Origin of the sequence: Yinghuangia sp. ASG 101 (assembly GCF_021165735.1) — a bacterium.
Taxonomy (GTDB): Bacteria; Actinomycetota; Actinomycetes; order Streptomycetales; family Streptomycetaceae; genus Yinghuangia.
Window position 1 is genome coordinate 2,500,415 of the sequence record NZ_CP088911.1, and the last position, 22,457, is coordinate 2,522,871.

Annotated in this window: 21 protein-coding genes; 15 read left to right on the forward strand and 6 right to left on the reverse strand. The window is 70.0% G+C overall.

The annotated features are described in order from the left end of the window. Window positions 1-31: 31 nt before the first annotated feature. From LO772_RS10300 to rpmG, 5 genes are all read right to left on the reverse strand, one after another. Window positions 32-931, reverse strand: coding sequence for an anchored repeat-type ABC transporter permease subunit (locus LO772_RS10300; protein WP_231778095.1), 900 nt, complete (start codon window positions 929-931; stop codon window positions 32-34). Beyond that, on the reverse strand, window positions 928-1,719 hold the full coding sequence (locus LO772_RS10305) for an anchored repeat-type ABC transporter ATP-binding subunit (protein ID WP_231778096.1): 792 nt from the start codon (window positions 1,717-1,719) through the stop codon (window positions 928-930). Before LO772_RS10305 ends, LO772_RS10300 begins: the two co-directional genes overlap by 4 nt. Continuing rightward, complete coding sequence (locus tag LO772_RS10310) at window positions 1,716-2,624, reverse strand: TIGR03773 family transporter-associated surface protein (RefSeq protein ID WP_231778097.1); 909 nt, start codon at window positions 2,622-2,624, stop codon at window positions 1,716-1,718. Before LO772_RS10310 ends, LO772_RS10305 begins: the two co-directional genes overlap by 4 nt. Then, the gene (locus tag LO772_RS10315) at window positions 2,621-4,063 is read right to left on the reverse strand and encodes an anchored repeat ABC transporter, substrate-binding protein (protein WP_231778098.1); all 1,443 of its coding nucleotides are present in this window, start codon (window positions 4,061-4,063) and stop codon (window positions 2,621-2,623) included. Before LO772_RS10315 ends, LO772_RS10310 begins: the two co-directional genes overlap by 4 nt. Before the next feature lie 471 nt (window positions 4,064-4,534). Then, on the reverse strand, window positions 4,535-4,699 hold the full coding sequence (gene rpmG, locus LO772_RS10320) for a 50S ribosomal protein L33 (protein ID WP_231775207.1): 165 nt from the start codon (window positions 4,697-4,699) through the stop codon (window positions 4,535-4,537). 150 nt (window positions 4,700-4,849) lie between these two features. Here rpmG and LO772_RS10325 point away from each other — a divergent pair, with 150 nt between their 5' ends. The 7 genes from LO772_RS10325 to LO772_RS10355 all read left to right on the forward strand — a co-directional run bounded on the left by LO772_RS10325 (window position 4,850) and on the right by LO772_RS10355 (window position 9,155). Next, a complete protein-coding gene (locus LO772_RS10325; protein WP_231778099.1) occupies window positions 4,850-6,010 on the forward strand; it encodes a GTP-binding protein in 1,161 nt (386 codons plus the stop codon). 47 nt (window positions 6,011-6,057) lie between these two features. After that, entirely contained in the window at window positions 6,058-6,315 is a 258-nt protein-coding gene (gene rpsR / locus LO772_RS10330; RefSeq protein WP_231778100.1) for a 30S ribosomal protein S18, read from the forward strand. Next, window positions 6,312-7,475 (forward strand): GTP-binding protein, encoded by a 1,164-nt coding sequence (locus LO772_RS10335; RefSeq protein ID WP_231778101.1) that lies wholly within the window; start codon window positions 6,312-6,314, stop codon window positions 7,473-7,475. Before rpsR ends, LO772_RS10335 begins: the two co-directional genes overlap by 4 nt. Window positions 7,476-7,522: 47 nt before the next feature. Beyond that, the gene (gene rpmB, locus LO772_RS10340) at window positions 7,523-7,759 is read left to right on the forward strand and encodes a 50S ribosomal protein L28 (RefSeq protein ID WP_231778102.1); all 237 of its coding nucleotides are present in this window, start codon (window positions 7,523-7,525) and stop codon (window positions 7,757-7,759) included. After that, window positions 7,759-8,064: a 30S ribosomal protein S14 gene (gene rpsN / locus LO772_RS10345; protein WP_231778103.1), complete on the forward strand. Its 306-nt coding sequence runs from the start codon at window positions 7,759-7,761 to the stop codon at window positions 8,062-8,064. Before rpmB ends, rpsN begins: the two co-directional genes overlap by 1 nt. A 48-nt stretch (window positions 8,065-8,112) precedes the next feature. Continuing rightward, window positions 8,113-8,283, forward strand: a complete 171-nt coding sequence (gene rpmF, locus LO772_RS10350; protein ID WP_231778104.1) for a 50S ribosomal protein L32 — start codon at window positions 8,113-8,115, stop codon at window positions 8,281-8,283. 134 nt (window positions 8,284-8,417) lie between these two features. Beyond that, window positions 8,418-9,155, forward strand: coding sequence for a class I SAM-dependent methyltransferase (locus LO772_RS10355; RefSeq protein WP_231778105.1), 738 nt, complete (start codon window positions 8,418-8,420; stop codon window positions 9,153-9,155). 345 nt (window positions 9,156-9,500) lie between these two features. Here LO772_RS10355 and LO772_RS10360 read toward each other — a convergent pair whose 3' ends face one another. Beyond that, window positions 9,501-10,898 carry an MFS transporter gene (locus LO772_RS10360; RefSeq protein WP_231778106.1) on the reverse strand — a complete coding sequence of 466 codons (1,398 nt, stop codon included), beginning with the start codon at window positions 10,896-10,898 and terminating at the stop codon, window positions 9,501-9,503. Window positions 10,899-11,056: 158 nt separating this feature from the next. Here LO772_RS10360 and LO772_RS10365 point away from each other — a divergent pair, with 158 nt between their 5' ends. The 8 genes from LO772_RS10365 to LO772_RS10400 all read left to right on the forward strand — a co-directional run bounded on the left by LO772_RS10365 (window position 11,057) and on the right by LO772_RS10400 (window position 22,298). Beyond that, window positions 11,057-11,977, forward strand: a complete 921-nt coding sequence (locus LO772_RS10365; RefSeq protein ID WP_231778107.1) for a helix-turn-helix transcriptional regulator — start codon at window positions 11,057-11,059, stop codon at window positions 11,975-11,977. 279 nt (window positions 11,978-12,256) lie between these two features. Next, window positions 12,257-13,240 carry a LacI family DNA-binding transcriptional regulator gene (locus LO772_RS10370; RefSeq protein WP_231778108.1) on the forward strand — a complete coding sequence of 328 codons (984 nt, stop codon included), beginning with the start codon at window positions 12,257-12,259 and terminating at the stop codon, window positions 13,238-13,240. A gap of 551 nt (window positions 13,241-13,791) precedes the next feature. Further along, window positions 13,792-15,405, forward strand: coding sequence for a carboxylesterase/lipase family protein (locus LO772_RS10375; RefSeq protein ID WP_231778109.1), 1,614 nt, complete (start codon window positions 13,792-13,794; stop codon window positions 15,403-15,405). A gap of 118 nt (window positions 15,406-15,523) precedes the next feature. Next, complete coding sequence (locus tag LO772_RS10380) at window positions 15,524-16,558, forward strand: LacI family DNA-binding transcriptional regulator (protein WP_269453182.1); 1,035 nt, start codon at window positions 15,524-15,526, stop codon at window positions 16,556-16,558. Between the two features lie 500 nt (window positions 16,559-17,058). After that, a complete protein-coding gene (locus LO772_RS10385; protein WP_231778111.1) occupies window positions 17,059-18,603 on the forward strand; it encodes an ABC transporter substrate-binding protein in 1,545 nt (514 codons plus the stop codon). A 34-nt stretch (window positions 18,604-18,637) separates the two neighbouring features. Continuing rightward, entirely contained in the window at window positions 18,638-19,579 is a 942-nt protein-coding gene (locus tag LO772_RS10390) for an ABC transporter permease (RefSeq protein ID WP_231778112.1), read from the forward strand. Further along, entirely contained in the window at window positions 19,576-21,438 is a 1,863-nt protein-coding gene (locus tag LO772_RS10395) for a dipeptide/oligopeptide/nickel ABC transporter permease/ATP-binding protein (RefSeq protein ID WP_231778113.1), read from the forward strand. The genes LO772_RS10390 and LO772_RS10395 overlap by 4 nt, the downstream gene beginning before the upstream one ends. A gap of 2 nt (window positions 21,439-21,440) precedes the next feature. Continuing rightward, window positions 21,441-22,298 (forward strand): ATP-binding cassette domain-containing protein, encoded by an 858-nt coding sequence (locus LO772_RS10400; protein ID WP_231778114.1) that lies wholly within the window; start codon window positions 21,441-21,443, stop codon window positions 22,296-22,298. The last annotated feature ends 159 nt before the right edge of the window (window positions 22,299-22,457 follow it).

Genomic DNA, 22,457 nt, shown 5'->3' on the forward strand with positions numbered 1-22,457 from the left:
ACCCAGCCCCCTCGCCCTTCGCCTGGTTGCGTCAGCCCGCCGGGGCGGGCAGCGGCTTGTCGGCCGGGGCCGTGCGGTGCCGCAGCCTGAGCCGGGTCCGGGCCCAGAGCCCGTGGCGCGGCGCGAAGAGCCAGACGAGGATGAACACCCCGGTCGAGACGAGCACGATCAGGCCGCCGGCCGCGAGGTCGAACTCGTAGGACAGGTACAGCCCGACGACCGACGAGCCCGCGCCGATCGTCGGAGCCAGCAGCATCATGACGCCGATCCGGTCAGTGAGCAGGCGCGCGCAGGTGGCCGGGGTGATCAGCAGCGCCAGCACCAGCACGTTGCCGACCGCCTGAAGCGAGATGACCACGGTCACCGTGACCAGGGCGTACAACACCAGGTCCAGGGCGAAGACCGGCAGTCCGGCCGCCCGCGCGCTCTCGCGGTCCAACGTGACCGCGACCAGTTCCTTGTGCACCGCCAGCGTCGCGATCAGCAGCACCGCGCCGACGACCGCGACCTGGCGGACGTCGCCGTCGCTGATGCCCAGGATCTGGCCGAACAGGAACGACTCCAGCGAACCGCTGTAACCGGGCGCGGAGCTGAGGACGACGATGCCGAGGCCGAACGCGCCGGCGAAGAACACGCCGATGACGCTGTCCTCGGACAATCGACGGTTCTGGGAGAAGACCGCCACCGCGAACGCCGTCGCCAGTCCCGCGATAGCGCCGCCCACGACCAGGTCGGCGTGCAGCACGAACGCGACGGCCACCCCGGGAAACACCGAGTGCGCGACGGCGTCGCCGATGAACGCCATGCCGCGCAGCACGACGTGCGTACCCACGACCCCGGCGACGATTCCGGACATCGCGGCGACGAGGAACGCCCGTCGCATGAAGACGTGGTCCCACGGACCGGTGAGGAAGTCCACGACGGTGTTCACAGGCGTACTCCGGGAGGGGCGGCGACGGCGGACAGAGGGGCTCCGGGAAGCCCGCCCGGGTCGGTGATGCCGAACGCCCGCAGCCAGACCGCGGGATCGTCGAGTTCGTCCGGCGGGCCGTCGGCGACGACAGTGCGATTCAGCAGCACCAGGCGGGAGCAGGTGCGCGAGGCCGCGGGCAGGTCGTGCGTGGTCATGAGCAGCGCCCGGCCCTCGTCGCGCAGCCCGGTGAACAGTGCGGTGAGCAACTCCTGTGTCGGTACGTCGAGTCCGGTGAACGGCTCGTCCAACAGCAGCAGGCGCGGATCGAGCGCGAGCGCCCGTGCCACCAGGACGCGCTGGCGCTGCCCGCCGGACAATTCGCTGATGGTGCGGTGCCGCAGGTCGGTCATGTCCACACGGCGCAGCGCCTCCTCGACCGCGTCCCGGTCCACCTGCCGGGGACGGCGCAGCCAGCCGATCCGACGCACGCGTCCGGTCATCACGGCCTGCTCGACCCGGATCGGGAAGTCCCAGGCGAACTCGTGGCGTTGCGGGACGTACCCGATGGTGCCGCGCACGCGCGACGACGGTGCGCCGTCGACCGTGATGCCGCCTTCGGCGAGGGGGAGGAGGCCGAGGACGCCGCGCAGCAGCGTGGTCTTCCCGGCGCCGTTCGGCCCGATGAGAGCGACCAGTTCGCCGTCGCGCAGGCGCAGGTGCACGTCGTGGAGCGCGCGGCGGCCTCCGAGGTCCACGGCGACGCCGGAGACGTCGAGCCTGGCCGGAGGCAGGGTGGGTGTGGTCATGACGGCCGCTCCTGGGATGCCGGCCGGCGTCGTCTGCGGAGGCTCAGCGAGACGGTTGTCAGCAGCGCCGCCGCGCCGATCGCGCACGCGGCGATGACGGCGACGGGTGGATCGGAGTCCTTGTCGCCGGCCGGTTCGGCGAGGGGCGGGGCTTCGGCCGGCTCGGGCGGCGCGGCGGGCGGGTCCGCGGTTGCGGGCGTCGCCCAGGCGGCGGCGAACGCGTCGTGGGGGTCCGGTGTTCCGACGGCCAGTCGCAGGGTGCGTCGGTCGTCGAGTGCCCGCCCGTCCGCGGTGCGCGCCGTCATGCGGGCGTCCAGCAGGTACACCCCGGGGCGGGTGAACGCCCAGTTGCCGTGGGCGTGGGTGTTGGCCTCCACCGCGAGCCGCTGGGGGAACGGACGCGTCGAGTCGAACACCGTGTGCGGGGCCCCGAAGTCCTCGTTGAGGAACAGCACGAACGCCCCCGGTCCCTGGACACGTTCGATCGACCAGGCCACGTCGCGTACCGGCGGGTCGAGGACGCTGGGGTCCTGGGTGTTCCAGCCGGGCCACGGCACGCCGGCCTGCTGCACTTGGGGAAGCAGCCACACCGGTTCCCCCGGCGCGCCGAGGAACGCGTAGGCCGGGTCGTCGGGCAGCTCTTGGCGGGCCGTGTCGGTGACATGCACGACAACGTCTTCCGGGTCGCGCCAGGTGGCGGGCCGGGTGGTGTCGTCGCGTATCTGGAGCATCCACCGGCCGTCGACGATGCGCGGCCCCAGGTCCAGGTGCCCGTCCGCGATCACGGTGCCGGTTCCCGCGGGCGGCGGGGGCTGCGGCGCCGCGGTGGCGGGCGCGAGCGCGGTGGCCAAGCAGGCGAGCACCGCCGTTGCCAGCGTGCTGCCCCGCCTGCGCCGCGCGGTCATGCCGCACCGCCGAGGCACGTGAGCAATTCGTTGGCGTTGCTGTGCATCATGGCGACGTAGTCGCGCACCTTGGCGTCGAACGCGTCCCCGTACAGGGTGCAGACGCGAATGTTCTGGTCTTCGGCGACTTGGCGCAGGACCAGGGCGCGGCGGGCGAGGTTGGGTTCGATGAACACGGCGGGGACCTTGAGGTTCTTGACGGTCGCGGTGAGCTTGCGGATGTCGTCGGCGCTGGGTTCCTGTGCGGGGTTGGGGACGACGAACCCGGCCACGGTCATGGCGTACGCGTCGGCGAGGTACCCGAACGCGTCGTGAGTGGTGACCAGTTGGCGCCGTTCGACCGGTATGCGCGCGATGGTCGCGCGGACCTCGGTGTCGGTGCGGTCGAGGGTCTCCAGGTAGGCGCGGGTGTTGGCGGCGTAGGCGTCGGCGCCTTCCGGGTCGGCTTTGGTGAGGGTGTCCCGGATGATCTGGACGTAGGCCTTGGCGTTTTGCACGTCCTGCCACAGGTGGGGGTCGATCTCGCCGTGGACGTGCTTGCCGAGGACCGCCTGCGGCAGTTGGTGGACCGTGCTTCCGGGCGTGCCGAGGAACGCGAACCGCGGGTCGTCGGGGACGGTCTGGATCGCCTTGTTCGGGACGACGAGGACCGCCTGTTCCGGGGGTACGTCTGCTTGCAGGCCGGGCTTGTCGCCGTCCGCGTACGCGAACATCGCGCCCTTGTCGAGGTCGACCGCGAGGTCGGTGTGCCCCTGATCGAGAACCCGTGTGTCGGGCGGGAGCCCGAGCGCGTGGGGGTCGACGCCGACGGCGAACCGGAACGTGGCCTGTCCGAGGGCGGGTTCGTCGGCGGCACCGGGATTGCGCAGACGCGCGGCGAGGGTGACCTCATACACTCCCGGCTGCGTGAAAGCCCAGTTGAGATGTGTGTGGGCGCCCGGTGGAAGGGTGGTCGCGTCACGCGCGTCGAGCCCGTCGCCGGAATCGAAGTAGACCACGGGCTTGCCCAATGCCTCGGTGAGGTAGGCGACAAGCCGTCCCGGCCCGGTGACCGCCGTGGCCGACAGCACGATGTCCGAGGCACGCGTGGCGCCGCGGTCGTGCCCTTCGCCCTTGACCCGCAGGCCGAGCCACAGCACGTCCAGGCCGATGTTCTCCACCAGCGGTATCACGTGGGCGCCGTATGCCTCGGAGTCCTCGGCGAGGGACACGTTCGGCGTGCCCTGGCGCGCGTTGGCGTCGATCGCCTTGATCAGCGCATGCTCCTCCAGCAACAGGTGGTTGGTGAAGGTCACGTCCGCCTTCGACACCATGACGGCGTCGCTGGGCGTCGGCTCATAGGAGTGGGGATCCCCGCCCGACGGCACGATCGAGTCGACGTGGACCCGTTCCCCGCCGACGTTGCGGGCGAGGTCGGCGAGGATCTCGGTCGTGGTCACGACCCGGACCTTCCCGCCTGTGGCTTCCTTGTCCTCGTCGGCTTTGCAGCCGGACAGCACAATGGCGGCGGCCAGAACCGCCACAGCCGCGGTGCGGCGTCGGCCCCGTTGGTCCGCAGGGCGCATCATCCCCCCAGATAGTTGTCACTCACGAGTCGGTTGCCCGGCAGGACGCAGGCGCACGAGCCCACCAAGGGTTATGACTATCATTTTTATTAGAGATACTGCCTTGCCAGAGATGAAAATCATAGTCATCTAGCATCGCGAAGTGCCGAAGCGCGGACGGGGGTTGGGTTGCATGGGCGGCGGATATGCGACGCCGGGGCGCAAGAGCGCCGAGCCTTCGACACCGCGCCGCCGGGCGGTGGCGGGGGCACTGGTGGCCGAGGGGGAGCTCCCCTCCGCCCGCCGACTGCACCGCCGGCTCGCCGAATTGCGACCTTGCGCCACCCGGCTCGTCGGGCGTCCCGGTCAGCGCTCCTCGCGGAAGGCGACGTGCCGACGCACGATCGGGTCGTACTTGCGCAGTTCAAGCCGGTCGGGGTCGTTCCGGCGGTTCTTGCGGGTCACGTAGGTGTAGCCGGTCCCGGCTGTCGAGCGCAGCTTGATGATCGGTCGTACGTCGTTGCGGGCCATGGGGCGCCCCCTCGGGTGGTCGGGTTGTTCCGGCGACCTTACTGGACATGATTTCCATTACCAAACCCCCCTGGGCGGCATCGCGGACGGAGAACTCCTGTACGGTAATGAAAATCGTTGTCATATGAAACCTGTGTGAGGTCCTCTGCGATGCCTTCCGAGCCGCCCCTGCCCGTGGCCCTGCTGACCGGCCTCCACGCCGAGGCTCGGCGAGCGACCGGTGACCGGTTGCTCGCCGAGGTGCCCCGGTCGGTGCTCATCCACCAAAGACTCACCCGCGACGACGCCGGGCGCATCGAACTGGTCGTCCGTGACGCGTCCGGAGTCCTGGAACGCCTGCGGATGCCGCTCGCCAACGACTGCGTGTGCTGCGGGATCCGCGAGGACGTCCTGCCCCGGCTGCGACACATGGCGGCCTCGCGCGACTTCCGGCTCGCGGTGATCGAGACGTGGGACAGCGTCGAACCCCAGGAGGCGGCGGAGGCGATCGCCGAGCACGCCGGCGACCGGCTGCGACTCGCCGCCGTGATCGCCGCCGTGGCCCCGGACCTGCTCGTCGACGACCTCGCGCGGCCCGTCGACTTGGCCGAACTCGGGCTCGCTTCGTCGCCCGACGACCACGGCACCGTCGCGGAAGTGCTCGCCCGGCAGATCGAGTACGCGACCGTCCTCGCCTATCCGCCGGATGGCGGACGCGACGAAGCCGTCGGCCTGGCGCTCATGGGCCTCATGCACCCCGCGGCCACGCTCCTTCCCCTGGACGCTTCCGGTCTGGACTCGCTGACGTCGGCGGCCTTCGACACCCGCGTCGCCGCCTCACGCGTGCATCCCGCGTGCTCGCTGCTCCCGTACGACGATCAGGACGCCGGGGTGGTGACGGCGGTCTGGCGCCGACGCAGGCCCGCCCACCCCGGACGCCTGTACGACGCCCTCGCGGACGTCGTTCCCGCCGCGCTGCGCAGCCGAGGACGCCTCTGGCTGGCCAGCCGACCCGACGACCTGCTCGCGTGGGAGGCCGCCGGAGGGTCACTCTCCGTCGAATCCGCCGGACTGTGGCTCGCCTCGCTGACCGACACCGAATGGGACGCGATGCCGCCCCTGCGCCAGGCCGCCGCCGCGGTCGACTGGGACCCGCTGCACGGCGACCGCGGCCAGCACCTGTGCTTCACCGCGCCCGACCTCGACCGCGAGCCGCTGTTCGAACTCCTCGACTCCTGCCTGCTGACCGACGACGAATACACACGCGGCCCCGATCACTGGCGCAGCCTGGCGGATCCGTTCGCGGAGTTCCTCGACGACGTCGCCGCTTGACCGAACCCCCACAAGCACCCTCACCCGCACCGGAAGGAAAGCGCATCATGCCCCGCTTCGGCGCCGCCCCGCTCAAACCCCGCAGGAACCCGCTCGACGCCGCGGGCATCACCTACGTCGATTACAAGGACACCGACCTGCTGCGGCGGTTCATCTCCGACCGCGGCAAGATCCGCAGCCGCCGCGTGACCGGCCTTTCCGTGCAGCAGCAGCGCGACGTCGCCCGGGCGGTCAAGAACGCCCGCGAGATGGCCTTGCTGCCCTACACCTCCGCGCCGGCCGGCACCCCTCGGGCCAAGCGGTGACCGTCACCGAGCGACCTGCCGCCGATGCCCGCCTGCCCGTGACCGTGCTGTCGGGGTTCCTCGGCGCGGGCAAGACGACCCTCCTCAACCATGTGCTCGGCAACACCGACGGGCTACGCGTCGCGGTCATCGTCAACGACATGAGCGAGGTCAACATCGACGCCGCCCTGGTCGCGGGCTCCGGCGCGCTGACCCGCACCGACGAACGCCTCGTCGAACTGACCAACGGATGCATCTGCTGCACCCTGCGCGAAGACCTGCTGGACGAAGTCGCCCGTCTGGCCCGCGCCGAGCGCTTCGACTACCTGCTCGTCGAGTCGACCGGCGTCTCGGAACCGATGCCGGTCGCGGCGACGTTCTCGTTCGCCCGCGACGACGGCGCCGACCTGACCGCACTCGCGCGCCTGGACACCATGGTCACCGTGGTCGATGCGTCCGCGTTTCCCCAGGACGTCGCCTCGGGGGACGATTTGGCCGAACGCGGCCTGGCAGCGTACGAAGACGACGACCGCACAGTCAGCGACCTGCTCGTCGACCAGGTCGAGTTCGCCGACGTCATCGTGCTCTCGAAGACCGATCTGGTCGACACCGCCCGCGAGCAACGCCTCCACGCCACGCTGCGCAGACTCAACCCCCTCGCGCGGATCGTCCGCGGCGACAAGGGCGCCGTTCCGCTCGACCAGGTCCTCGGCACCGGGCTGTTCGACGTGGCCAGGGCCGAACAGGCGCCGGGCTGGGTCGCGGAACTCAACGGGGACCCCCACGTCCCGGAGACCGAGGAATACGGCATCACGAGCCTCGTCTTCCGCGACTCCCGCCCGTTCCACCCCCGGCGGCTGTGGGACCTGCTCACCGGAGACCTCGGGAACGGCCTGTTCGGAGACATCCTCCGGTCCAAGGGCTTCTTCCGCCTCGCCACCCGACCCTCCGTCACCGGGACGTGGTCGCAGGCCGGACCGGTCGCGCGCTTCGAACCGGCCGGCACCGCCGACGCGGACGTTCCAGCCGGTCAGGAACTCGTGTTCATCGGCACGGACTTGCGCCACGAACCCCTCCGCGCCGCACTCGGCGACTGCCTGCTCGCCCCCGGCGAGCCGGCCCCCGGCCCGGCAGACGACCCGTTCCCCGCATGGGACACGCCCTCGCACCCCCACGCGTAACCCCCACCGCGCCGAACCCGTCGGCGCCCGACCCATCGGAGCCCCCCATGTCCGCACACTGCCAAGTCACCGGCAAAAAGCCGGCGTTCGGCAACGCCATCTCACATTCGCACCGGCGTACCCGGCGCCGGTTCGACCCCAACATCCAGCGCAAGCGCTACTGGCTGGCGTCCGAAGGGCGGTACGTCACCCTCACGCTCAGCGCCAAAGGCATCAAGACCGTCGACCGGCGCGGCATCGAAGCCGTCGTCGCCGCGATCCGGGCACGCGGGGAGAAGATCTGATGGCCAAGAAGAGCAAGATCGCCAAGAACGACCGCCGCCGCGCGATCGTCGCCCGGTACGCGGAACGCCGCGCTCATCTCAAGGAAATCCTCCGCAGCCCCCGCTCGACCGACGCCGAACGCACCGCCGCCCTGCGGGAGTTGCGCCGACACCCGCGCGACGCGAGCGCCACACGGGTGCGCAACCGCGATTCGGTCGACGGCCGCCCGCGCGGCCACCTGCGCACCTTCGGCCTGTCCCGCGTCAGATTCCGCGAGCAAGCCCACGCCGGATACCTCCCGGGCATCCGCAAGGCCAGTTGGTAACCGCCCCACCACGCCGAAACCGACACCCAGCAAAGGACACCCGCCCACATGGCCGTTCCCAAACGCCGCATGTCCCGCGCCAACACCCGCAGCCGCCGAGCGCAATGGAAGGCGACGACACCCGACCTCGTCCCCATCACGCTCGACGGACGCGAACACCTCGTCCCCCGCCGACTCATCCGCGCCTACGAACGCGGCCTGATCACCCCCCGCGACTGACGGCGAAGACGGTGCGGCGACAGGCACAACACGTGTCGCCGCCGCACCGCACTTCCCCTTCCACGGCACCGCCGGCCTCACCCCCGCGCACAGCCCGTTCGCATGCCCTCTCGCCGACCCCGGGAGCCCATCCGATGACCGACCTCTCCGGCAAAGACGGCTACGCCGTCAACGCCCAGTACTACGACCTGATCTTCCCTGCGGAGCAGCGCGACCGAATCACCACCGGCCTCCGCGCCCTCCTCCCCGGAAGCAACCGCATCGTCGAAATCGGGTCGGGTACCGGCCTGTTCACGGCCGTCCTGGTGGAACAGCTCTCCGACGACGGCGAGTTGTTCGCCGTCGAGCCGTCGGCGGTCATGCGGGCGGCTCTGGCAACGCGCCTTTCCGGCCTGGACAACCCGCCGGTGACGATCCTCCCTGAAGACGCCATCACCGCCCAGGTCCCCGAACCCTTCGACGCCGTGGTCATGTTGCACATGCTCACCCACCTCACAGGCACCGACCGCAACGCGGCGTGGCGCCACTGGGTACCGCGTCTGCGGCCGGGCGGACTGGTGATCACCGACGAGCAATTCCCGCAGGAACCCACCGACATCCCGCCGTCCGTCATACTCGGACGCACCCTCGGCCGCCGCCGCTACGACACCGTCTCCCAGGCCCGCACCGAGGGGGACGGCATGGTGTGGACCGTCACCTACCGCGTACACGAAGAAGACGCGCTGGTCACGCAGGACCAGGTCTCCTTCCCCTCCGTCGTCGTCTCGCACGCCACCATCGACACCGAATTGCGCGCCGCCGACTGCCAACCGGTCCCGGACGCCCCCGAGGGCATCTGGGCCTGGCGCAAATCCGACACCAATCCGACCTGAGGCGCCGCGGCCCGCACCTCACGCTCGGTGGTGAGGTTGTCCACTGGAGAGTTGGCGCTGTCGCCGGTCGGTGGCGTGGAAGACCGCGTTGGCGATGGCGGGTGCCACGCCGACCAACGCGAGTCGCCGACCTGGACGACGATGTCCTGTACCGGGATGTCGAGGTCCTGCGCGACGAGGAGGGCGATGGCCGAGCGGATGCCTGCCTCGTGCCCGTCGACAAGGCAGCCAGGCTTACCGACGCCGAACGGCCCCAGCCCCGCCCGTCGGGACCGGGCAAGCCGGAAGTCCGCCGACGACCAAGGCGTGGCGCTTCTCGATGGATCTGCCGGTGTGGCCCGGCGATCAGGCGTCGCGGGGTGAGGCGGTACCCATGTGGAGGGCGGCCAGGGCGGCGAGGAGTGCCACAGCCGCGGCCGCGGCGAGGCTGACGCGCAGGCCGTGCTGGAATCCGGCCGGGGCGGAGATCAGTGCGCCGAAGACGGCCACGGCCAGGGCGCCGCCGATTTGGCGGCTGGTGTTGAACACCCCGCCGGCGGTGCCGGTCTGCTCGGAGGGGACGGCGTCCAGGAGGAGGGCGGTGGTCGGGGGCATCACCAGCGGGCCTGCCATGCCGACCGGAACGAGCAGCAGCGCGCTCGCCCACACCGGGGTCGAGGCGGGGGCCACGGCGAGGGCGACCGAGCCGGCCGCGATCAGGGTCAGCCCGGCGATGATCGGGACGCGCGGGCCCGTGCGCTCGGCGATGCGCGCGGAGAACGGGGTCAGGCAGGCGCTGAGCAGCATCATCGGCAGGAACGCGATGCCGGCGCCCAGCGCGGACAGGCCGTGCTGTTGCTGGAAGTACAGGGAGAACAGGAACGGCAGGCCGTAGAAACCGACCATGAACGCGAACCCGATGCCGGTGGCGACGACCACGGTCGGCGAGCGGAGCAGGGTGAGCGGCACCATCGGATGGCTCACCTTGGCCTGCGCCGTGATGAACGCGGCCAGCGCGACGACCGCGATTCCCAATGAGGCAGGCACCTGCGGGGCGGTGAACCCGGCGTCGCCGGCCTCGATCGCCCCGAAGGTCAGGCCGCCCATCGCGAGGACGGCGGTGATCTGACCGATCCAGTCGAACGGCGCGGGCCGGGTCGGCGAGTGCGGGGTGCGGGACAGCAGCACCAGGGTCACGATCCCCACCGGCAGGTTGATCCAGAAGATCATCCGCCAGGAGGCGAGGCTCAGCAGTCCGCCGAGTACCGGGCCTGCGGCGGCAGCCATGGCTCCGCCCATGGCCCACACCCCCACCGCGCGCGCCCGGCGGGCCGGGTCGGGAAACGCCTGGCGCACCAGCGCCATCGAGGTGGGCATGGCAACGGCCGCACCGATGCCCTGCACCCCGCGCGCGGCGATGAGCACCGGCAGCGACGGGGCCAGGCCGCAAGCCGCAGACGCGACGACGAACAGGGTCAGGCCGCCGGCGAACGCCTTGCGCGCGCCGATCCGGTCCGAGAGAGCCCCGGCGGACAGCAGCAGTGCCGCGAACATCAGCGTGTAGGCGTCGACCACCCACTGAAGGCCGGTGATCCCCCCGCCCAGCGCGTCACGGATCGAGGGCAGGGCGACGTTCACGATGGTCGCGTCGAGGGTGATCACGAAGAAGCCGAGGACGGCGGCGGCCAGCGTTGCCGTGGTGTGCCGGTTCGCCTCGGGCGCGGCCACCCCCGACGGCCGGTACGGCGAAGCAGTGCGGGGCATGGCGCCAGGTGTTCCTTCCGGGCGAGGGGCGATATGCCGGGATCATCGGCCCCGGTCACCCGTCCACGGAACCACGCATCCCGTCTGACCTGGGAGTCCTTGCCGGGAGGGGTACTGCGAGGGCCCCCGCGCGCTGGGGTTTGTCCTAGGCTGAAACGGTGCCGACCGACGCCGTCCGCGAGGACATCCGCCGCTTCCTCACCAGTCGTCGCGCCCGTCTCACCCCGCAGCAGGCCGGCCTGCCCGACTTCGGCGGGCGGCGTCGGGTCAGTGGTCTGCGGCGTTCCGAGGTCGCGCAGCTCGCCGCGATCAGTGTCGAGTACTACACCCGCCTCGAACGCGGGAACGTCGGGGGAGTCTCGGAGGAGATCCTCGACAGCCTCGCCAACGCCCTCCGGCTCGACGACGTCGAACGCGCCCACCTGGCCGCCCTCGTCCGTGCCGCCGGCACGTCCCACCGCGCCGGCGACCGCGACGGCAAGGCCTCACACATCCGCCCCAGCGTCCGGCAAGTCCTCGACGCCATGACCGGAGCCGCCGCGTTCGTCCGCAACGCCCACCTGGACGTCCTGGCCACCAACCGGCTCGCCCGCGCCCTGTACCGCGAAGCCCTCGACACTACCGACCTGCCCCCGAACCTGGCCCGCTTCGTCTTCCTCGACCCGCGCGCCCGCCGTTTCTACCGCGACTGGGAGCGCATCGCCCACGACGCCGTCGGCAGCCTGCGCACCGAAGCCGCCCGCACGCCCCACAACACGGACCTCGCCGACCTCATCGACGAACTCACCGCCCACAGCACCGAATTCGCCGCGCACTGGGACGCCCACGACGTCGAGTACTACCGCAGCGGACAGCAACACTTCCACCATCCCGACGTCGGCGACTTGGACCTCGACTACGACGCCCTCGAAATCCCCGCCGACCCCGGCCTGACCATCGTCACCTACTCGATCGCCGCCACCGCGCCACACGCCCCCGCGTTCATGCGGCTCCGCGAACACGCCGCCCCCCTCACGCACACCGCGGGACCACCCGGCACTCCCCCGGGAAGCAGCCGCCCGGACGCGCCGACAGGGTAGTTCGCCGTTGCGACGACCCCACCGAGCACCCACGAGAAGCGACCGTGAGCGAGGGCCTGTTGGCAATGTCCTGGTGTCGTCGGGCTCGCGACTTCTCGCGCTGTCGACGCAGCGATCCGATGGTTACGGGCTCGACGGAGAGCCACCGCCGGATGAGAAGCGTTCCGGTCGGTGACTTCCGAGGTGAGCGAAGGCTCGTTGTGCCGCGTCGCTAGTCTTGCTGTTCGAGCGTGTGATGCGCCGTGGAAGTGTGCTGGTCGGCGGTCAGGATGGGCCGGAATGAGTGAGCGGCGGGTGACCGCGAGCGATGTCGCACGGTCGCTGGGGGTGTCCCGGGCGACGGTGGGCTTCGTCTTCGACAGCGTCCGCAGCGGGCTTGTCGCGCCGGCCACGCGTGAGCGGGTGCTGGCCGAGGCCGAACGGTTGGGGTACCGGCCGCACGCGACAGCGCAGGCGCTCGCCCGGGGAAGCAACCGCCTTGTGCTTTTCGTCCTCCCGGACTGGCCGGTGGGCGAGGCCCTGCGGGGCTACCTGGATGGGGCCGAGGCCGAGTTGGAACAGGCCGGGTACACGACAATCGCCTGGAGGCGCCGGGCTGACGCCAAGGTTCGCCCGTTGTGGGAGGTCCTCGACCCGGACGTCGTCGTGCCGATCTCCGGGCTCGGTGAAGACGACCTCGCGTACTTCCGGCGGCCGGGCTCGCCGCGCCTGTACCCCGACCATGAGGCCGCCATGAACCCCGAGGCCATGCCGAGTTTTCGGCTCGGCGCCGCGCTGCAAGTGGACCATCTGCACGAACTGGGCCACACGCGTCTGGCGTTCGTCGGCCCGGTCAATCCTCGGATCGCCGCACTGGTGAAGGCACGCGCGGCCGAGACACGCGCGAGCGCCGAGCGGGTCGGGTGCCGTCTCGTCGACGAGCGGCTGCTCGAAGGTCCAGGCGAGGCCGCCGTCGCGGCGGTGCGCGAGTGGCGGGCCGCAGGTGTCACCGGTGTGGTGGCGAACAGCGATGTGTCCGCCGCGGTCGTGGTCGGCGCGGCGCTGACCGCCGGGATCGCGGTGCCGGGTGAACTCGCGGTCATCGGGTACGGCGACAACCCGGTCTCGCGTCTGTTCGTCCCTGCGCTGAGCACAGTCCGGCTGGACGAGGCCGAACTCGGGCGGCACATCGCCCAACGGGTGCTGCGCCTACTCGGCGGGGACCGGGACGTCGCCCCTCCGCCCGAGGACGAGGCCGTCGTCGTGCGCCGCGCGAGCACCTGACCAGCACGTCCCACCTGAGCCACCCGGCGTGGAGGCGCGGGCGCCGGTCCCTGCCGACCGTCCGGGGCACCGCGCTGCCCTGTCGCAGGAGCGAGGGCCGACGAAGAAAGGCGGCGCCGAGGAACGGCGCGGCGCTCACACGAGTTCGGCAGTGCCGACCCGCCGTTTGTCCGAGAAGAGTGATATCGGCTTCTTTTCCCGATTGGCGGCCGATAGCGAACCCAAAAGCCTTCGGTGACTATCGACAGGTGATTTAGCGCGCGCTAATGTCTCTCACTGCCCACTTTCGGAAACCCCGAGGTAACCGCAACCGGATCTCTCAGCGCGCCACCACCCTCAGCCGCGAAGCACGGATGAGAAGGGACCGGCATCCCGGCTCCGCTGCGGGACGAGGTGCGGCACACCCAGCCGCAGCGAATCCCAGCTCCGCCCCCGTCACCCGATGTCCCACCGGCCGCCGCCGTGGCCAGACCCACACGGCACGGCTGCTGGGCGCGAGCGCCGCCCGGCTCCGAGCGAGCACCAGACCTTGAGCGTGAGGTACCCCGCCGATGAACCCGAACAGCGCACCCCCGGTCGTGGACACGACGTACGGACAACTGCGCGGAACCGCGGTCGCCCCGGGTGGCGCCGTCTTCGCCGGAATTCCGTACGCCGCCCCACCCACTGGGCCCCGGCGGTTCCGCCCCCCGCAACCGCCGAGCCCGTGGACCGGTGTCCGCGACGCGATCACTTTTCCCGCCGCCCCACCCCAACGCAGCCGCGCCGGGTCGACGGACGATCAGCGCGCCCCCGCCGGCGGATCCGGGAAAGCGGATGCCGAAGGAGGGCTTCCCCCCGCTGCCGCGTTGATGGTGGCCGCTCGAGCGCTCAGCATCGACACCTCGGAAGACTGCCTGTACCTCAACGTGTGGACACCCGAACCGGGCGGACGTCGCCCCGTGTTGGTGTGGTTCTACGGAGGCGGCCTCGAAAGCGGCTCGGCGTCCCCGCCGATGACGGACGGCGCGGCCCTGTCCCGGCAGACCGGAGCCGTCGTCGTTACCGCCAACTACCGTGTCGGGGCGCTGGGATGGCTCTATCCCGCCGGCTCCGACCGCGAGGACTGGGCCACCGGCGCCAACCTCGGCCTGCAGGACCAAGCGGCAGCGCTCCACTGGGTGCGCGACAACATCACGGCGTTCGGCGGTGACCCCGGCAACGTCACCATCGGGGGTGGATCCGCCGGCGCGCGCTCGGTCAGTGCGCTGCTCACCCTTCCCGCCGCGGCCGGCACCTTCCACAAGGCGATCCTGCACAGCCGCAGCACCGGCCGCGTCACCACACCCGAAGCCGCTACCGCCATCACCAAAGCCGTGTTCTCGGCAGTCGGCGTCAAGGACATGGCCGGCATCGCCGAAGTGCCCCTTGACCGGCTGCTCGCGGCCCAGCGCACCGTGATCGAGTCCGACGTCGCCACCCGATGCCTGCCCGGCGGACGCCGGTGGGACATCGTCCTCGACGGCACCATCGTCGAACGTGACCCGTTCGAAGCCGTCGCCGCGGGTGCCGCCGCGCACATCCCCCTGCTCATCGGCGCCAACCGCGACGAATTCACGATCTTCGCCGCACTTGGCACCAACTACACACCCCGCGACGAGTCCGCGCTGCTCACCCAGATGAGCTTGGTCGGGGTACGCGATCCGGGGCGCCTGCTGGAGGCGTACCGCGCCCGCATACGCTCCGCCGCCGCCCAAGGCAGCGATTCCGCACCCGGAAACGGCACGGAAGACCTGGCCGCGTTGCGGACGCTTTTCCTGGCCGACGCCGTCTACCGGATCCCGGCGGCAGAACTGGCTCGGGCACAGGCGGCCGCGGGCGGCCGCGCGTACTCCTACCTGTTCTCCGGCACGCCGCTCGGCGAGCGAAGCGGCGCCTACCACGGCTCCGATGCGATGTACACCTTCGACAAGCTCGCGCGCCTGGGCATCGACAACCTTGAACACCGCGCCATCCGCGACACACTCACCGGCGCCTGGGCCTCTTTCCTCGCCACCGGCGACCCCGGGTGGCCCGCCCACGACACGCTCCCCACCCCGGACCGCACCCGCCAGATCGGCGGCGACACCGACTGGATCACCGAACCCGCCCCGGACATCGCGGACTGCTGGGCCGGCCACCTCTAGGAGTGCGGCTTTCGTGGGCCGGCCGGCGGCCTCGCCGAACCGCCTTCCAGCGGCTCGAACGAACGGTGACCCCCCGGCGCAAGTCTGGGACCAGGTCCCTTGAAAGAACAGGTGAGATGTGACTGCTCGTGAGCGCGGCTCCCGTGGTGCGGGCGTTCCGTCGAGGTCGGCGACGATCTATGACGTCGCCAAGGCCGCAGGCGTGGCCACCTCCACGGTGTCGCGGGCATTGACGCGCCCCGGCCGCGTCAGCGCCCACACCGCCGCGCACATCCGCCGGGTCGCGGCCGAACTCGGATACCACGCCAATCCGCTCGGCCCCGGGCTTCGCACCGGCCGGACCTCCATGCTCGCCCTGGTGGTCTCCGATGTGACCAACCCGGTCTACACCGAGATCATCGCAGGTGCGCAGTCCGCCGCCACCGAAGCCGGATACATCCTGGTTCTCATCGACGCCCAGGAATCGGACCGGTACGAACTCGGCGGCCTGGAACGGGCCCTGCCCGCAGTCGAGGGAGTGATCCTGGCGGGGACGAGGCTGTCGGATGCGGCGATCGGCGAGGCGGCCGGGAACCGCCCAGTCGTGGTCCTCAACCGCGATGTCGCCGATGTTCCGGGCATCCTGCTCGACAGCGAGCACGGCATGCGCGCGATCGTGGAGCACCTGAGCACGCTGGGCCACCGCACACTCACCTACATCGGCGGCCCGCAGGCGTCCCGGGTCGACGGTGCTCGCTGGCGCGGGCTGCTCGACGCCGCCCGCGACCTCGGGTGCACGGCCCGGCGGAGTGGCCCGTACACCCCCACGGTCCGGGGCGGACAGCAGGCTGCCGAAGCGCTGTGGGGTGCGCTGCCGACGGCGGTCGTCGCCTACAACGACCAGCTCGCCATCGGTTTCATGCTCGCCCTGCAACATCGCGGCGTCCGCGTGCCCGAACACGTCAGCGTCGTCGGGTTCGACAACGTCCTCCCCGCGCAGATCGTCACCCCCGCGCTCACCACCGTCGGCGCGCCACTGCGCACACAAGGCCGAGCCGCGGTCAACGCGGTGCTCACCGCCATGAAAAACCCCGCGGCTGTTTTGCGAAGACCCATCACCCTGCCGGTCAAACTCGTCATCCGCGATTCCACGGGGCCACCACGCCCGGGATAAAGCCAAATAGCCCCGCGATGCGCACGGAACCCGACCCTGCGCCGAGTCACCGGCAGGGCCATACGTTTACTGGCTGACTACACGAAAATGGAGGGCATTGCGCGATTCCGTGCTGCAGCGGGTCGAGTGAGATCCCTGCGGCGACCGCCCCTGCGGCATCAGCTTCCCCAGGCCGATCCGAAGCTCAATAGGAGCCTTTGACCTGGCCGTTTGCTACGCCCGGTGCCCACCAGCGACAGCGATCTTCCTGCGAACGGCGGCAGCGCCGGCGCGCGCCGTCATACGCGAGGGCAGGGGTGCGTCGAATTCGTGCGCCCAAAATTCGCGCGCACGCGGAATGGCCGCAGGCGGGTTTACGGAAATCGATGCGAAGAGGTGGCAACTGATGGCAACAGCTAGCCGCCGTTCCGTTCGGAACACTTAATTATCCGGTAACCGCAAGGAAACGTTGTTCACCCGGACGGCCCTCCCGTCCATTCCCGGAGCAAAGGACTTTCCCGATGCCCACACAGTCAAGATCCCGCCGCATCCGCCGGTACACCCCGGTCGCGGCCCTCACCTCCTGCGTCCTGCTGGCGACGGCAGCGTGCGGCGGCGCGGACAAGCCCGCCGCGGGCACCGACACGCTGGCATTGGCCGTGCTGGGTGCTCCCAACTCCTTCCAGGTGGCCCAGCTTTCGGACGGGCAGCCGTCGTACGTGTGGGGCTCGGTGTACGACACGCTCCTGTGCACCGACAACAAGGGCCAGATACAGCCGAACGCGGCGGAGAGTTGGGCCTACACGGACGCCGGGCGCACGCTGACCCTCAAGCTGCGCACCGGCATGAAGTTCAGCAACGGCCACGTGGTCAACGCGGCCGGGGTGAAGGCGAGCCTGGACTACGTCCGCGCCACACCCGGCTCGGTCCAGAGTTCTCTTGAGGCGATCGAGTCGATCGAGGCTCCCGACGACGTCACCGTCGTCCTCAAGCTCAAGTACGCGGATGCGTCCCTGGTGCCCGCGTTGACGCTGTCGGCCGGCGCGATCGCCGATCCGGCGACGATGAAGGACCCGAGCGCGGCCCTGAACCCGGTCGGGTCGGGCCCGTACATCCTCGACAAGGCCGCGACGGTGAACGGCTCCACGTACGTGCTCAAGAAGCGCGACGACTATTGGAACAAGGACGCCTACCCGTTCGAGACCGTCAACATCAAGGTGATGGCGGACCGCACCGCCGCGGTCAACGCGCTGCAGGCCGGTCAACTCAACGCCGGCACCGTCGAGACCACCCAGATCGACCAGGTCAAGAGCGCCGGCTTCGGCGTCACCCCGGTCTCGGCGACCTCGGTCGGCACCCTGGTCCTGCTGGACCGGGACGGTGCGGTCGTCAAACCGCTCGCCGACGTGCGCGTGCGCCAGGCGATCAACATGGCCTTCGACCGGCAGAAGATCGTCACCCAGTTCCTGCGGGGCGCGGGACAGCCCACCGAGCAGATCGTCAACCCCAAGAGCCCCGTGTACGACCCGGCACTGGACACCACCTACCCGTACGACCCGGCAGGCGCGAAGAAACTGCTGGCCGAGGCCGGCTACCCCGACGGGTTCTCCGTGACGATGCCGAGCCTGTACTACACCAAGCCCTTCGAGCCGACCATCGGCCAGGCCCTGAAGGACATCGGGATCAACGTCACCTGGGAACCGGTGCCGCCGCAGAACAACAACATCGCACTGACCTCCGGCAAGTACGCGATGTACTTCACCGCCGACGGCCTGGGCTCCTTCCCGTACGACGCCAAGAAGTACTTCTCGCCCGACGGCAGCCGCAACCCGTTCCACACCACGAACCCCGAGATCTCCGGCCTCCTCCTCGCGGCATCCAGCGAACAAGACCAGGCGAAAGCGACCGAGGCGTTCAGGAAACTCAACGCCTACGGCACCAAGAACGCCTGGTACGCCCCGGTCTTCTTCGTGGGAACGTCCTGGGTGACCAAGGCCGGCATCACCTACCTCGGTGACGGCTCGTCCACCACGTCCACCATCCGGGCCTTCGGAGTATCGAGCTGACCTGCGCCAACACCGGTGAAAAGGAAAAACCCCCATGATCCTCTACGTGATCCGCAGGCTGGGCGGGGCGCTGCTCCTGACCATCCTGGTCACCTTGATCACCTTCCTGTTGCTGAGCACGTCCTTCGACAACGTGGCCGCCAGCAGGCTCGGCGACTCCGCCAACCCGGAGACGGTGGCGGCGATGAAGGCCGAACTCGGCTTCGACCGGCCGGTGTTGGTCCAGTACTGGGACTGGCTGTCACATGCCGTCCAAGGTGACTTCGGGGTCTCCCTTTTCACCAGCGAACCGGTCGGCGACGCCGTGACCACGCGCTTGGGCGTCACGCTGTCCATCATCGTGGCCGCGCTCTTGTGCACGGCCCTGGTCAGCGTGGCCCTCGGGGTCCTGGCCGCCTCCCGCGGCGGCGTGGTCGACCGCATCGCCCAAGGCGCCTCGCTCGTGGGCCTGCTGATCCCGAGCCTGCTCACCGCGATCGTCCTGGTCTACCTGCTCGCCATCCGAGCGGACATCCTGCCCGCGACCGGGTACACGCCCTTCGCCGACGATCCCGGCCAGTGGCTGGCGTCGATCACGATCCCCGTAGTCGCACTGTCACTGCACGGCATGGCGAGCCTGACCGCGCAGGTCCGCGGACGGATGATCGACGAACTGCGCAAGGACTACATCCGCACCCTGCGTACCCGCGGCATATCGACTCGGTCGATCGTCCTTCGGCACGCCCTGCGCAACGCCGCAGGACCGGCGCTGACCGTCCTGTCCATGGAGTTCATCGCCATGTTCGGCGGCGCACTGATCATCGAAAAGGTCTTCGCGCTGCCCGGGTTCGGCAGCTTCGCCTTCGAATCCTCCCTTCAAGGCGACATCCCCGCGATCATGGGCGTCACCCTGTTCGCGGTGCTGCTCGTCGTCGGCGTCAACCTGATCGTCGACCTCCTCAACGGCTGGCTCAACCCGAAGGCGAGAATCCATTGAGCACCGCCCCCCTCGCGGCCGAGCCACCCACGAGCGAGCCCGCCGCAGCCGAACCCCAGCGCCGCACATCGACCTTCCGCAGGCTCCTGCGCGACCCCCAGGCGGTCATCTCCGCAGCCCTGCTCCTGATCATCTTCACCGCGGGCCTCCTGACCCCGCTCATCACATCCCACGGCCCCAACGACGCCAACCTCGACGCCATCGACGCCGGGCCGGGCACACCCGGCTACCTGCTCGGCGGTGACAGCAGCGGACGCGACATCTACGCACGGCTCCTCAACTCCGTCAACACCAGCCTGGTGTCCGCCCTCATCGCCGCGAGCATCGCCCTGGCCATCGGAGTCACCGCGGGCCTGATCGGTGGATACTTCGGCACCCGGGTCCGCTTCGCCACCGAGTGGCTGTTCAACCTGCTGATGACCTTCCCGGGCCTGCTGCTGCTCATCGTGCTCATGCCGGTCACCAAGGGCGACTACCGCGCGACGATGGCGATCTTCGGCGTCCTGATGTCCCCGGGCATCTACCGGCTCGTACGCAACCAAGTCGTCGGCGTCAAGAACGAGCTGTTCGTCGACGCCGCACGGGTCTCCGGACTGTCGAACCTGCGAATCCTCGGCCGCCACGTGCTGTTCGTCGTCCGCGGACCGGTCATCATCGCCGCCGCGTTCCTCGCCGGCGGCGCCATCGGTCTCCAAGCCGGCCTGGCATTCCTCGGCCTCGGCTCCTCCGAAACCGCCAGCTTCGGCTCGATGGTCTCTGAGGGCTTCCACAACCTCTACAACGAGCCCCTGCAGTTCCTGTGGCCGAGCCTCCTGCTCGGACTCATCAACGCCTCGTTCGTCCTGTTCGGCAACGCGCTCCGCGACACCCTCGAAGGCGCCCAACCCAAACCCGGCAAGCGGTCCCAGCCGGGCAAGGCACGCACGCCCACCGCGAAACCCGCCCGGTCGAAGGAGACCGAACCGGTCTCCGGACTGCTCACGATCGAAGACCTGGCCATCGCCTACCCGACTCCCTCAGGCGAACTCCACGAGGTCGTGAGCGGCGTGACCTTCACCATCAACGCCGGGGAAGTCCTCGGCGTGGTGGGCGAGTCGGGATCGGGCAAAACCCAGACCGCGTTCGCCGCCCTCGGCGTCCTGCCCCCCGAAGCGTTCGTCACACGCGGCTCGATCAAACTCGACGGGCAAGAGATCCTCGACCTGAGCGAACGCGAACTGCGCGCACTTCGCGGCAAGTTCATCGCGTACGTGCCACAGGAACCCATGTCGAACCTCGACCCGGCATTCACCGTCGGATCACAGCTCGTCGAAGGACTCCGCGCCACCACGGGCAAGTCGCGCAGCGAGGCACGTGCACACATCCTCGCCCTCCTCGCCCGCGTCGGGATCGCCGACCCGGAACGCACCTTCGCGTCGTACCCGCACCAGATCTCCGGCGGCATGGCCCAGCGCGTCCTCATCGCCGGGGCCGTCGCCTGCCGCCCCAAACTGCTGATCGCGGACGAGCCCACCACCGCCCTGGACGTAACCGTCCAGGCGGAAATCCTCGACCTGCTGCGCGAACTGCAGGAAGAGCTGAACATGGCCGTCCTCCTGGTCACCCACAACTTCGGAGTCGTCGCCGACATCTGCGAACGCCTCGCGGTGATGCGCCAAGGGGAGATCGTCGAGACCGGCCCCGTCCTGGACATCCTGCGCGATCCACAGCACGACTACACCCGCATGCTTCTCGCAGCGATCCTCGACGACAACAGCGTGCGCAGCGATCAAGACACCAGCGACTCAGGCGAGTCCCGCCTCTCGGACGGCTCCGGTGGCCATGAGGCCGACGACCGTGAATTCAGCCGGAAGGCATGACGATGACAACTGCTCTGCTCGACGTGCGGGACCTGTGCGTCGCGTACCCCGGCCGTGGCTTCCGGGCCCGCCCCCACCAAGTCCTCCACGACGTGTCCCTGACCATCGGCAAGGGCGAAACTCTCGGCCTCGTCGGCGAATCCGGCTCCGGCAAGACCACCATCGGACGCGCCGTCCTCGGTCTGGTCAAACCCAGCGGCGGCACCATCTGTTTCGACGGTCGCGACATCACGCACGCCACCGCGAAGGAACGCCGCGCACTGGCCCGCGACATCCAGGTCGTCTTCCAGGACCCCTACACCTCGCTCAATCAGTCGCTCACCATCGGCGACATCCTCAGCGAACCCCTCGTCGTTCAGGGAGCCACAGCCCGCGACGCCCGGATCCGTGTCCGAACCCTGCTCGACCAGGTCGGCCTGCCTGCGGACGCCTCCGAGCGGCTGCCCCGCGAGTTCAGCGGGGGACAGCGTCAACGTGTCGCCATCGCCCGCGCGTTGGCCCCGGGCCCCCGACTCATCGTCTGCGACGAACCGGTCTCCGCCCTCGACCTGTCGACCCAGGCCCGCGTACTCGAACTGTTCCTCGACATCCAGCGCCGCACCGGCGTCGCCTACCTCTTCGTCACCCACGACCTCGCGGTGGTCCGCCACATCAGCCACCGCGTCAGCGTCCTGTACCAAGGCGACTGCGTCGAGACCGGCGCAGCCCAAGCCGTCACCACCAACCCCCAGCACCCCTACACCCGCCAACTCATGCTCGCGTCGCCCGTCGCCGACCCAATCGAACAACAAAAACGCCGCACCGAACGCCGCCGCCTCGCAGAACGCCCCACCCAGGAACCGATGACAAGCCTGAGCTGACCTCACCCGGCGACCATGCCCCGGACGGCCCGACAGGCGGTCCAGCCGTTCAGGGACCGGGTTCCGGAATGCCCCGCCCCTTCCGACCTACGGAGGGGGCGACGAACCCCCGGTCGCCAATCGGGGTGTTGCCGGAGTGTGTCGTGTAGCGATCCGTGG

Bases quoted from the DNA above. Each gene is read 5' to 3' on its own strand.
- LO772_RS10305 (WP_231778096.1), bottom strand. From the start codon at position 1,719: ATGACCACACCCACCCTGCCTCCGGCCAGGCTCGACGTCTCCGGCGTC.
- LO772_RS10360 (WP_231778106.1), bottom strand. From the start codon at position 10,898: ATGCCCCGCACTGCTTCGCCGTACCGGCCGTCGGGGGTGGCCGCGCCC.
- LO772_RS10310 (WP_231778097.1), bottom strand. From the start codon at position 2,624: ATGACCGCGCGGCGCAGGCGGGGCAGCACGCTGGCAACGGCGGTGCTC.
- rpmB (WP_231778102.1), top strand. From the start codon at position 7,523: ATGTCCGCACACTGCCAAGTCACCGGCAAAAAGCCGGCGTTCGGCAAC.
- LO772_RS10400 (WP_231778114.1), top strand. From the start codon at position 21,441: ATGACAACTGCTCTGCTCGACGTGCGGGACCTGTGCGTCGCGTACCCC.
- LO772_RS10355 (WP_231778105.1), top strand. From the start codon at position 8,418: ATGACCGACCTCTCCGGCAAAGACGGCTACGCCGTCAACGCCCAGTAC.
- LO772_RS10390 (WP_231778112.1), top strand. From the start codon at position 18,638: ATGATCCTCTACGTGATCCGCAGGCTGGGCGGGGCGCTGCTCCTGACC.
- rpsN (WP_231778103.1), top strand. From the start codon at position 7,759: ATGGCCAAGAAGAGCAAGATCGCCAAGAACGACCGCCGCCGCGCGATC.
- LO772_RS10325 (WP_231778099.1), top strand. From the start codon at position 4,850: ATGCCTTCCGAGCCGCCCCTGCCCGTGGCCCTGCTGACCGGCCTCCAC.
- rpmG (WP_231775207.1), bottom strand. From the start codon at position 4,699: ATGGCCCGCAACGACGTACGACCGATCATCAAGCTGCGCTCGACAGCC.
- LO772_RS10370 (WP_231778108.1), top strand. From the start codon at position 12,257: ATGAGTGAGCGGCGGGTGACCGCGAGCGATGTCGCACGGTCGCTGGGG.
- LO772_RS10375 (WP_231778109.1), top strand. From the start codon at position 13,792: ATGAACCCGAACAGCGCACCCCCGGTCGTGGACACGACGTACGGACAA.
- rpsR (WP_231778100.1), top strand. From the start codon at position 6,058: ATGCCCCGCTTCGGCGCCGCCCCGCTCAAACCCCGCAGGAACCCGCTC.
- LO772_RS10385 (WP_231778111.1), top strand. From the start codon at position 17,059: ATGCCCACACAGTCAAGATCCCGCCGCATCCGCCGGTACACCCCGGTC.
- rpmF (WP_231778104.1), top strand. From the start codon at position 8,113: ATGGCCGTTCCCAAACGCCGCATGTCCCGCGCCAACACCCGCAGCCGC.